The sequence below is a fragment of the Flavobacterium sp. genome, assembly GCF_965284515.1.
Classification (GTDB): Bacteria; Bacteroidota; Bacteroidia; order Flavobacteriales; family Flavobacteriaceae; genus Flavobacterium.
Window position 1 is genome coordinate 367,282 of sequence record NZ_OZ260089.1, and the last position, 11,618, is coordinate 378,899.

Genomic DNA, 11,618 nt, shown 5'->3' on the forward strand with positions numbered 1-11,618 from the left:
GTTAGAATTGATTAATTAATTTTAAAATTACACAATAGTTATCCTCTGCGGAATAATCCACATCATCATACACATATTGCACATTTTAAAAATCATTTTTACTTTGTTTTAATTTGACGAGGCAAAACTAGATTTAATTTCTAAAATAAAAAAATTAATAGATAAATTTTCTATATTTTGTTTTAATTTTAAATATATTTAGATTTTAATTCTAAAATAGTTAATTATAACAAAAACACAATCTATAAAAACAACATTCATCAATAATTCAGGATGTTTAAAAAAAAAAGAATATCAACCTGAAATTCAATTTGATTTTATAAATTTGCAAACGAAACAAAGAGGAAAAATTTGAACTGATTGCAACCTCGTTAAAAAATGCTAAAGCAGAATCCCTCCTTTAGTGTTCGCGTGCAATTATATTTTTTTCCCTTAGAAACATTAATTTAAATAATAAATTATATTATGGCTTATTTATTTACGTCAGAATCTGTAAGTGAAGGACATCCAGACAAAGTTGCAGACCAAATTAGTGACGCATTAATTGATAACTTTCTAGCATTTGATCCAGAGTCTAAAGTTGCTTGTGAAACACTTGTAACAACCGGTCAAGTAATTTTAGCCGGAGAAGTGAAATCAGACACTTATTTAGATGTACAACAAATTGCTAGAGATGTAATCAAGAAAATTGGTTATACTAAAAGCGAATACATGTTTGAAGCTAACTCATGTGGTATTTTATCTGCAATTCATGAACAATCTGCTGATATTAACCAAGGTGTTGACAGAGCTAAGAAAGAAGATCAAGGAGCAGGAGATCAAGGAATGATGTTTGGTTACGCAACCAATGAAACCGAAAACTTCATGCCATTAGCTTTAGATTTGTCACATGCTTTATTAATTGAATTAGCAAAACTAAGAAGAGAAAATAAAGACATTACCTATTTACGACCAGATGCAAAATCTCAAGTTACTTTAGAATACTCTGACGACAACAAACCTGTTCGTATAGATGCAATTGTAATTTCTACTCAACATGACGACTTTGTAAAGCCAAAATCCAATTCGAAAGAAGATAAAGTGGCTGCTGAAAATGAGATGTTGGCAAAAATTAAAACTGATTTAGTTTCTATATTAATTCCAAGAATAAAAGCACAATATCCACAATATGCACATTTATTTAATGATGAAATCACTTATCACATTAACCCTACAGGCGTTTTCGTAATTGGAGGACCTCATGGAGATACAGGGTTAACAGGGAGAAAAATTATTGTAGACACTTATGGTGGTAAAGGAGCTCATGGCGGTGGTGCTTTCTCTGGCAAAGACCCAAGTAAAGTAGACCGTTCTGCCGCTTATGCGACTCGTCATATTGCTAAAAACTTAGTTGCCGCAGGTTTATGCGAAGAAGTATTAGTTCAAGTTTCTTATGCAATTGGCGTTGCACAACCTACTTCAATAAACGTAAACACTTATGGAACTTCAACATTAAATATGACTGACGGAGAAATAAGCAAAGTTGTTGAAGAAATTTTCGATATGCGTCCATATTTTATTGAACAACGTTTAAAATTAAGAAACCCTATTTATAGTGAAACAGCTGCTTATGGGCATATGGGAAGAACTCCAGAAACAGTAACTAAAACATTTAGCTTACCTAATGGAGAACCAAAATCAGTTACTGTTGAATTATTTACATGGGAAAAATTAGACTTTGTAGAGAAAGTTCAAGCTGCATTTAATTTGTAATTAAAAATATTTACACATAAAAAAACCACGCATTTAGCGTGGTTTTTTTATGTGTAATAGTGAAATTTATAAATTATATTTTAAACTTAAAATTACATATCTAGGCTGAACTACATAACTTGAGAAAGTACTAGAACCGCCTAATTGACTGAAACTATTGTCATTTAAAGCTCTTGTATCTAATAAATTAGTAGCCGACAATTTATACTCCCATTTACTATCTTTCTTTTGATAAATCAAAGAAGCGTTTAAGAAATCATATTCCGTCTCAATAGTTTTGGATTTATTTCTATTGTGATAAAAATTATATTCAGATGTGAATGAAAAAGCATCTAAAAAATAGTATTCTAAAGTTACTGCAGGACTGTCTGTATAAAAAACATCACTAAAGTTGTCATTAATTGTCAAACCATAAGACAAACCAATATTTGGCACTGTTTTAAAATTTGTTGAAAAACGAACATTATAATTTTGTGTAAACGACTTTGTTGTTTGTATTTCGGTTGGGTTATTTGTAGGGTCAGAATCAGAATCAGGATAAACACGAATATTATTAAACCTACTCCAATTTACATTTACTCCTCCAGATGCCTTATAATATCTAGCAAATGAACGACCGTAATTAAAGTTTCCGCTGAAAGTTTCGTCTGCAAAATTTGAGTTCATATTTATCGCCGAAGAAATTTGATTGACTCCAGTGAACAAGGCTCTATTCTTTATTCCATCAACTTGCTTAGTATAAGTTAAATTTGCAAATATGTTTTCGAAATTAAACATGTTATATTTAAAATATCTTAAACTATGAACATGTGATAATGAATTTTCCAAATTTCGATTTCCACTAAACAAACTATTGTAGTTTGAAAACACAAAACCTTCAGCCAATCTATTGACATCAGTAAAGGTATTCGTCATACTATAATTATAAGTTAAAGTCTCTGATTTCTTAATTTGAAACAAGGCATAAACATCTGGCAAGAAACGATTAAAACTATTCTTATTAGTTGAATTTAACTGTAAGTCTTTAGTATTAAATTGGTGAATACTAAATCCAGGATTAAAAGTAAACTTACCCTTAATAAACTTATAATGAACTCCTAAAAACAAATCATTAAACACATAATCAACATTATTATTGTTTTCTACATCATTTAAATCATTAATATTCCCATTGTCTAAAACCTGAAAAATATGAGAATCAAAGTTTTGATAAGAGTAAGTATTACCAATTGTAAAATTAATATTACTCTTTGGTGTAACCATATAATAATAATCAAACTTTACATCAGTTTTATTTGTTTTTACAAATCGATTTTGAGTAACATCATTTCGTACTTGACCATTATCATAGCCCGACAAAACAAACGGTTGATTAGCTAAATTCGCATTATAAAAAGGGTCTTCTTCTTGGAATAAATTTTGCATTTCAAATGCAAATACATTTTTAGTATTTAATGTATAATAATAATTTAAATTCTGATTAATAGAAAAAGGGTTTTGTTTTTTATTTGTATAAATATCAGATAATAAAGAAGAAAACAAACCTTGACTTTCTTTTTGATCAGACACTTTAATTAAAGCATCATAATCTAAATGTAATTTTGCTGAAGGAACATAACTAGAGCTTAATTTCAATAGCGTTTGTTGACTTCTCTGAATAGTACTTTCAGACTTAGTCTCTGTAATTTCTTGTGTAGATCCGTCAGGTAAATTATCAGTCCTATCTGTGACAGAATTTGTTTGAATATTCGTTTTGTTATTTAAGAAAATACCAAAACCACTTATAGTCCATGATTTTGTTGGATTATAACTAAAATTTGCAGCCCCAAACTTAGTTTCTATATTAGCAGCTTGGTTATTTCTTAATCCTAAAATACCTAAATCATTTGAGGTTACGTTGAAAGAAGAACCTCCTTTGCTCATCATATTTCTAAATCCTCCGGTAAATTTAAAATAATCTCTAGCTGTTAGTGGCAACTCACCTATGTTATTAATATTTCCAATTACATTAATACTATATTTTGGACTATAGTAAAACAATTTTGGATTAACCAAATATCCATCTGTTTCATTATCCCTAAATCCACCACCAGCAGTAATATCACCAAACCAAAAATTCTTTTTACCTTCTTTTAACTTTATATTAATAGCTATACTCTCTTCATTATTTTCAAGTCCCTTTAAATTAGAAACTTCATTATAATTTCTTAGAACTTGAATCTTATCTAATGCGTTTGCAGGAATATTTTTTGTAGCAATTTTTGTATCACCATCAAAAAAGTCTTTTCCTTCTACCATAACTTTGGACACAGTCTTTCCTTCAACTTGAATTTCTCCGTCGGCATTAACCTCAACACCTGGGAGCTTTTTAAGTACATCCTCTAATTTTCTCTCAGTACCGTTTGTAAATGAGTCCGAATTATAAATAATGGTATCACCAGAGATTGTGACAGGCATTTCGTACACAACCTCAACATTATTTAATTGAACACCTGCACTCATTAAGATATTATAATCCATATTCGCAGCACTCGTTTTTAAAACAGAGTCGAATGACTCATAACCAATATAGCTAGCCTTAATATCATATGATGCATTTGCTTTTAAATTAAGGAAGTACCTCCCTCTTTCATTCGTAATAGCATAAGCATCCATTGTTTTGGTATCTTTATTAATAGCCATTACATTTGCCATTTCTAATCCTAAACCTGTACTGTCTTTAACAAAACCTTCAACACGAATATTTTGTGAAATGGCACTCATAGAAAGTGCCATTGTTATAATCAATATTATTTTTTTCATTGTATATGTTCTCAAAAGTATTAATGAAATCTTCCGCCACGACCACCTTTTCCGCCGTACATTTCTCTCATTTCCTCCATTTTGTTTTTAACAATTTCATCATACTCTTTTTGCGTAACTTCTTTTCCTTTTGAAGGAGCTTTGATTTCAACTTTTTCTTTTGTATTCATAACAATTTTAGAACACAAAATAGAAGTTTTACCATCGTTAACTTCCAAGATTAAACCAGGCAAACCCCAATAATTTTCAGGCCCTTGATTGACAGGGATTTCTGGAGAATACCATGCCGTAATAACAATTTCTTTAGGCATTTCCCATTGATCCATTAAGTTTGTTTTTGAACTTGTAGAGTCTTTTTTAACTTCAGCTTCGCCCTTTTCTTTTTTCTCATCATCTTTTCCACCTCTAAAACGGAAATTTCTAAAATCAGAGTCGCTCACAGGACGTACAGCTGTAGCTTTAAAACAATTGTACTGTCCAATCATTTTTGACTCTCCTTCTAATTTCCACTCTAATTTAGGAAGTGAGTCTTTTATTAAAAATTCCTTACCAAAAAACTCTCTATCAATAATAACTTGTTTTGTTTTTACATTTTTATATTGAGTTCCCCCTCCGCCCATCATAGACGACATCATTCTTCCACCACCTTGTTGACCAGGAGCATCAAGTACTTCCTCTTCTTTGTATATAGAAGCAGACTTATCAAAATTTAAAATAAATGTTTTTTCAAACATTTTTTTCATTCTTTCTTCTATATTTTTTTGCATCTCCGGAGTAATATCTCTATTCCCACCCATTCCCTTCATGAAATCCGCAGTACTTGTTTTTGACTCATAAACTGCCATTCCTTGAAAATCTTGTGCTTCTAAAAAGCCAGAAAACATCACTAACGATGCAATAAGTATTTTTTTCATTTTTTACTTGTTTGATTAATTATACTAATTAAGACTATTAACTATTAATTTTGTTACAACATTTAACATATTAATATTACATTTAGACATTAAAAAAAACAAAAGGTTTAATTGATTTTAAAAAATGAGCATTATTTTAAGATATTTATTCATAATCATCTCTTTTAGTTTGTCCGCACAAACAAATTACACATGTAATAAATTAGACTCATTACAGTTTAGAAAAATAAATAAATTCATCGGAAAAGATAATTTTCAGAATTATTACTACTTAGTCAACAATGAATTATTAAAACAAAACAATAACCAGACATACAATTATAAAAATTTAGCCCTTGGAAAAATAGACGATATAAGTATTGAAAACCCATTACAGATAATATTACTATATAAAAGTTTTAATATTGTTATTTTACTTGACAATCAACTAAACGAGGTTCAAAAAATAGATTTTAATTCAATTAACCAAAATTTGATTATAACATCAATAGGCTTTGGTGGTCAAAATAAGCTTTGGTTTTTTGACAGTGTATCACAAAAAATTGGCATCTATGATTTAATTACTTCATCAATAAAATTTTTATCGACACCACTTAAAGGAAATATTACAAAAAAAATGACAACTTATAATTTGTTTTATTTTGTAAATGAGAATAACGAATACCTATCAATTTCGATATTTGGAAAAATACAAAAAATAGGAAATTTACCTCCAAATGAAGGATTTTGTTTTTTAGATGAAAGCAAAATCATCTTTATTAATAATGGTTCTTTCTTTGCTTACGATTTTGGCTTTAAAACGATTTCTAAATTAAATATTAGCGAAAAATCATTTCATAATTTTTTCTTTAAAGATGGAATTTTATCTATTTTTACAAACAATAAAATTATTAACTACCAAATTAATTTTTAATGCATATTGCAATAGCGGGAAATATTGGTGCTGGAAAAACAACTTTAACAAAGTTACTAGCAAAACATTTTAAATGGGATGCACATTTTGAAGATGTTGTTGACAATCCTTACTTAGATGATTTTTACCACCAAATGGAAAGATGGAGTTTTAACCTTCAAATTTATTTTTTAAACAGTCGCTTTAGGCAAGTTAGAGAAATTAAAGAAACAGGAAAAACAACTATTCAAGACAGAACCATTTATGAGGACGCATATATTTTTGCGCCAAACTTACATGCAATGGGGTTGATGACAAATAGAGATTATAACAATTATAAATCTTTATTTGACTTAATGGAAGACCTTGTGGGTTCACCAGATTTATTGATTTATTTAAGAAGCTCCATTCCTAATTTAGTTGATCAAATTCACAAAAGAGGAAGAGATTACGAAAACACCATTTCAATTGAATATTTAAGCCGATTGAACGAGCGTTATGAAGCATGGGTACAAACATATGACAAAGGGAAACTTTTAATTATAGACGTTGACAACATTAATTTTGTTGACAACCCAGAAGATTTAGGAAATATTATTAATAGAATTGACGCTGAAATCAACGGATTGTTCTAACAATAAATTTTAACAACTTTTATAATGCCACTTTAGTGGCATTTATTATTTTAGCAATAATCAAAATTTAAAACTTATGCCTTTAGTTACCCCGCTATCTCCAGATCATGATGCAGAAACAAGAGAATTGGCTGCATTTTTTAATGAAACATTAGGGTTTTGTCCTAATTCTGTATTAACAATGCAACATCGACCTTTAATTTCTAAAGCTTTTATTAATTTAAACAAAGCTGTAATGGATAATCAAGGAAGGGTGACTTCTTCTTTGAAAAGAATGATTGCTTGGGTTAGCAGTAATGCAACCGGATGTAGATATTGTCAAGCACATGCTATCAGAGCCGCTGAACGTTATGGCGCAGATAAAGAAAAATTAGATAACATTTGGGAATATAAAACACATGCTGCATTTACTGACGCTGAAAGAGTAGCTTTAGACTTTTCATTAGCAGCCTCAGTAATTCCTAATGCTGTTAATGAAGAAATTAAAACTGAATTATACAAATATTGGAATGAAGGTGAAATTGTAGAAATGCTTGGTGTTATATCTTTATTTGGTTACTTAAACCGTTGGAATGATTCAATGGGAACGATGCTTGAAGATGATGCCATTGAGAGCGGAAATCAATATCTAGGAAAAACCGGTTGGGAAATTGGAAAACATAAATAAAAAAATGGCCTTGAATATTCAAGGCCATTTTTTTATAATATTTATTTAGTTGTTTTATTACAAACCTAATTCAGCAATTTTTGCTTCAACTTCTAAGTCATCACCTTCAAAAACTTTTTCTTCTTTAGTCTCTTTTCCATCAACTATTGTTGTTAGAGTAACTTTAGCAGTAACTTTTCCGTCAGCTGATTTAGTTTTTTCAATTTTCACATCTTTGATTTCCGCTTTGTCATGGTTACAGTTTGGACCATGAACATGAGCAGCATTTCCAATATACTTTCCATTTTCATCGTATTGAGACATGCATTTTTCTTTACATGCTTCAGAACATCCATTACTTTCACACATCGCTGCACATTCATCTTTAGTCATTGTTGCACATTTAGATAAATCGCATTTCCCACTATCACAAACAACTTCAGTTGTTGAACAACAAGCTCCTTTTTCAGTGCTTGCTCCATGACCACCTAAAATAGGCGCGATAACTAAACCAATTAAACAAGTTAACTTAATTAAAATATTCATAGATGGTCCTGAAGTATCTTTAAATGGATCTCCAACTGTATCACCAGTTACTGCCGCTTTATGAGCATCAGAACCTTTAAAAGTCATTTCTCCGTTAATTTCTACACCTGCCTCAAAAGATTTTTTAGCATTATCCCAAGCTCCACCTGCATTGTTTTGAAACACAGCCCAAAGTACACCAGAAACAGTTACCCCTGCCATATAACCACCTAGCATTTCAGCAACTAATTGATTGTTTTCTGGATAAACTAACATTCCTAAGATTACAATTGCAATAGGGAAACCAATTGTTAAAATTCCTGGCAACATCATTTCTCTTAATGCGGCTTTTGTAGAAATTTCAACACATTTACCATATTCAGGTTTTCCAGTTCCTTCCATAATTCCTGGAATTTCTTTAAACTGACGACGAACTTCGTACACCATGTCCATTGCAGCTTTACCGACAGAATTCATTGCTAATGCAGAGAATACTACAGGAATCATACCTCCCACAAATAACATTGCTAATACTGGAGCTTTGAAAATATTAATACCGTCAATACCTGTAAATGTCACATAAGCTGCAAATAATGCCAATGATGTTAATGCAGCAGAAGCAATTGCAAAACCTTTTCCTGTTGCAGCAGTTGTGTTACCAACTGAATCTAATATATCTGTACGTGTACGAACTTCTTTAGGTAATTCACTCATTTCAGCGATACCACCTGCGTTATCAGCAATAGGTCCAAATGCGTCAATTGCTAATTGCATTGCTGTTGTTGCCATCATAGCAGAAGCAGCCAAAGCAACTCCATAAAATCCTGCTAAAGCATAAGTAGACCAAATTGCAGCAGCAAACAAGATAACTGTTGGGAAAGTAGAAATCATTCCTGTAGCTAAACCTGCAATTACGTTTGTTCCTGCTCCTGTTGAAGATTTTTGTACAATTGCCAATACTGGTTTTGTACCTAATCCTGTATAATATTCAGTAACCGATGAAATAGCTCCACCTACAAACAATCCAATTAATGAAGCATAAAATACCCTCATTGAAGAAATTTCCATTAAACCTTCACCAAAGAAATTCATATTCATTGTTTCAGGTAACATATATTTTACTAAAACAAAGCATGAAATTGCAGTTAAAACAATAGAAACCCAGTTTCCAATATTTAATGCTTTTTGAACTTGTGCTTCTTTTGCATCATCACTATTAATTTTTACTAATAAAGTTCCAATGATAGAGAATAAAATTCCAAAACCTGCAATTGTCATTGGTAATAAAATTGGACCAATTCCACCAAAAGCGTCGTCTATTTTTCCACCCATGTCTTTAATTACATAGTTTCCTAAAACCATTGCAGCTAATACAGTTGCAACATAAGAACCAAATAAATCAGCTCCCATTCCAGCAACATCTCCAACATTGTCTCCAACGTTATCTGCAATAGTAGCAGGATTACGAGGATCGTCTTCTGGAATACCAGCTTCAACTTTTCCAACTAAATCAGCTCCAACATCGGCAGCTTTTGTATAAATACCCCCACCAACACGAGCAAATAAAGCAATAGATTCAGCTCCTAAAGAGAAACCAGCTAAAGTTTCAAGTACAATTGTCATTTGATCTGTTGAAGTCCAAACGCCACCCATAAAATAATGGAAGAAGAAAATAAAGAATGCTGTTAATCCTAAAACAGCTAAACCTGCAACACCTAGTCCCATTACTGTTCCTCCGCCAAAAGAAACTTTTAAAGCTTGAGGTAAGCTTGTACGAGCTGCTTGTGTTGTACGAACATTTGTTTTAGTTGCAATTTTCATTCCCATATTTCCTGCAAGTGCAGAAAAAATTGCTCCAAAAATGAATGCAACTACAATTAATATATGTGTTGTAGGAACTATAAATGAAATTCCTGCAAGAATTACACTAGCACCTATTACAAAAAACGTTAATAATCGGTATTCTGCTTTTAAGAATGCCAAAGCACCCTCATAAATGTAATCTGAAATTTCTTTCATTTTACCATCTCCAGCATCTTGTTTTAAAACCCACGCTCTTTTAGTCCACATAAATAGAAGACCAATTATTGCCATCACTATTGGCAAATAAATCATTATTGAATTCATATAATTTTTATTGTTTTGGTTATATTATTTTATTCAAAATCAAACAAAAATAAACAAAAAAGGCAATATTGCTAATGAATATTGCCTTTTTTAATAATTTAAATATAGATTATCTAATGCTAAACAAACCTTCTGGTTTGTTTTCAATTGCGTTGAAGCGCTCTTTACATTTAATAAAAATTTCTTTTGCCTCAATAACATTCCCCCATCCTTCAACATCTACTTGTTTGTTTTCTAAATCTTTATAAACTTGGAAAAAATGTTCTATTTCTTTGATTAAATGAGTATTTACATCACTTAAGTCATTTAGCTTATTCCAAATTGGATCAGATACAGGTACGCAAATTACTTTTTCATCTGGCCCTTTATCATCAGCCATATGAAAAACACCAATTGGTTTAACTTCCATAACACATCCAGGGAAAGTTGGTTCAGTTACTAAAACTAAAACATCTAATGGGTCTCCATCAAGCGCTAATGTTTCAGGAATAAATCCGTAATCTGCTGGGTACATCATTGAAGAGAAAAGCATTCTGTCAAAACGCATTCTTTTCATATCAAAATCATACTCGTACTTGTTTCTACTTCCTCTTGGGATTTCGATTAACACATCGAATGTAGTTACTTTATCTACTGTCATTTTTAAAAGATTTCTTTTTTTAAGGGGTGCAAAGGTACGAATTCTTTATTCTATTAAAAAAGGAGTAATTCGAATTTATTAGTAAATTATTGGTTTTCTATTCCTCTTTGCAAGGTAGTAGTGCCAAAGTAAATAAGTCGCCATACTTCTATAGGGTCTCCAGTTATCAGAAATTTGTATGATTTCTTGTTTTGTGTTACAATTGTATAGTTTTTTGATTGTGTTCACAACGGCAATATCTCCAATAGGAATTATATCTTTAGTTTGCAAACAAAACATTAAATATATATCAATGGTCCAGTTTCCAATTCCTTTTACTTTTATTAGCTGGCTTCTTATCTCTTCATCATTAAAAGAAGATAGCTTTTCGATGTTTAATGATTTTTCAATTACAGCATTTGAAAGCGCTATTAAATAGGATGCTTTTTGTTTGCTTATTGAAAAAGTTCTTAATTCCTCTACAGAATATTTTAAAATATTTTCGGGAACTATTATTCCAATGTTTGTTTCTAAATTTTTAAAGCATGCTTTTGCCGACTCTAAAGAAACTTGTTGTTCAATAATAAGCTTACACAATGTTTCGAAACCTTCAGGTCTGTTTGGAATATAAGGGCTCCCTAAATCATCATGAATTTGTTTTAGGACTTTGTCTTTTTTGATTAAAAATTCAAGTTCTTCGGTCATC

9 protein-coding genes are annotated in these 11,618 nt (G+C 30.8%); 4 read left to right on the forward strand and 5 right to left on the reverse strand.

Going from position 1 to position 11,618, the window contains the following annotated elements; translation table 11 throughout:
* Positions 1 to 465 precede the first annotated feature (465 nt).
* Positions 466 to 1,752: a methionine adenosyltransferase gene (gene metK, locus ACQ65T_RS01790; protein ID WP_430399395.1), complete on the forward strand. Its 1,287-nt coding sequence runs from the start codon at positions 466 to 468 to the stop codon at positions 1,750 to 1,752.
* A 66-nt stretch (positions 1,753 to 1,818) separates the two neighbouring features.
* Here the strand turns inward: metK and ACQ65T_RS01795 are convergent, their stop codons facing one another.
* Together ACQ65T_RS01795 and ACQ65T_RS01800 are read right to left on the reverse strand one after the other, a co-directional pair.
* On the reverse strand, positions 1,819 to 4,554 hold the full coding sequence (locus ACQ65T_RS01795; protein WP_430399396.1) for a carboxypeptidase regulatory-like domain-containing protein: 2,736 nt from the start codon (positions 4,552 to 4,554) through the stop codon (positions 1,819 to 1,821).
* Positions 4,555 to 4,574: 20 nt separating this feature from the next.
* The gene (locus ACQ65T_RS01800; protein WP_430399397.1) at positions 4,575 to 5,468 is read right to left on the reverse strand and encodes a GLPGLI family protein; all 894 of its coding nucleotides are present in this window, start codon (positions 5,466 to 5,468) and stop codon (positions 4,575 to 4,577) included.
* Positions 5,469 to 5,592: 124 nt separating this feature from the next.
* Between ACQ65T_RS01800 and ACQ65T_RS01805 the strand changes: the two genes are divergently transcribed.
* The 3 genes from ACQ65T_RS01805 to ACQ65T_RS01815 all read left to right on the forward strand — a co-directional run bounded on the left by ACQ65T_RS01805 (position 5,593) and on the right by ACQ65T_RS01815 (position 7,662).
* Positions 5,593 to 6,381 (forward strand): hypothetical protein, encoded by a 789-nt coding sequence (locus ACQ65T_RS01805; RefSeq protein ID WP_430399398.1) that lies wholly within the window; start codon positions 5,593 to 5,595, stop codon positions 6,379 to 6,381.
* Positions 6,381 to 6,995, forward strand: coding sequence for a deoxynucleoside kinase (locus ACQ65T_RS01810; RefSeq protein WP_430399399.1), 615 nt, complete (start codon positions 6,381 to 6,383; stop codon positions 6,993 to 6,995). Before ACQ65T_RS01805 ends, ACQ65T_RS01810 begins: the two co-directional genes overlap by 1 nt.
* A gap of 76 nt (positions 6,996 to 7,071) precedes the next feature.
* Positions 7,072 to 7,662 (forward strand): carboxymuconolactone decarboxylase family protein, encoded by a 591-nt coding sequence (locus ACQ65T_RS01815; protein WP_430399400.1) that lies wholly within the window; start codon positions 7,072 to 7,074, stop codon positions 7,660 to 7,662.
* Between the two features lie 57 nt (positions 7,663 to 7,719).
* Here ACQ65T_RS01815 and ACQ65T_RS01820 read toward each other — a convergent pair whose 3' ends face one another.
* From ACQ65T_RS01820 to ACQ65T_RS01830, 3 genes are all read right to left on the reverse strand, one after another.
* Positions 7,720 to 10,293 (reverse strand): sodium-translocating pyrophosphatase, encoded by a 2,574-nt coding sequence (locus tag ACQ65T_RS01820; RefSeq protein WP_430399401.1) that lies wholly within the window; start codon positions 10,291 to 10,293, stop codon positions 7,720 to 7,722.
* Positions 10,294 to 10,402: 109 nt separating this feature from the next.
* On the reverse strand, positions 10,403 to 10,933 hold the full coding sequence (locus ACQ65T_RS01825) for an inorganic diphosphatase (RefSeq protein ID WP_430399402.1): 531 nt from the start codon (positions 10,931 to 10,933) through the stop codon (positions 10,403 to 10,405).
* A 78-nt stretch (positions 10,934 to 11,011) separates the two neighbouring features.
* Positions 11,012 to 11,617, reverse strand: a complete 606-nt coding sequence (locus ACQ65T_RS01830) for a DNA-3-methyladenine glycosylase family protein (RefSeq protein WP_430399403.1) — start codon at positions 11,615 to 11,617, stop codon at positions 11,012 to 11,014.
* Position 11,618 lies beyond the last annotated feature (1 nt).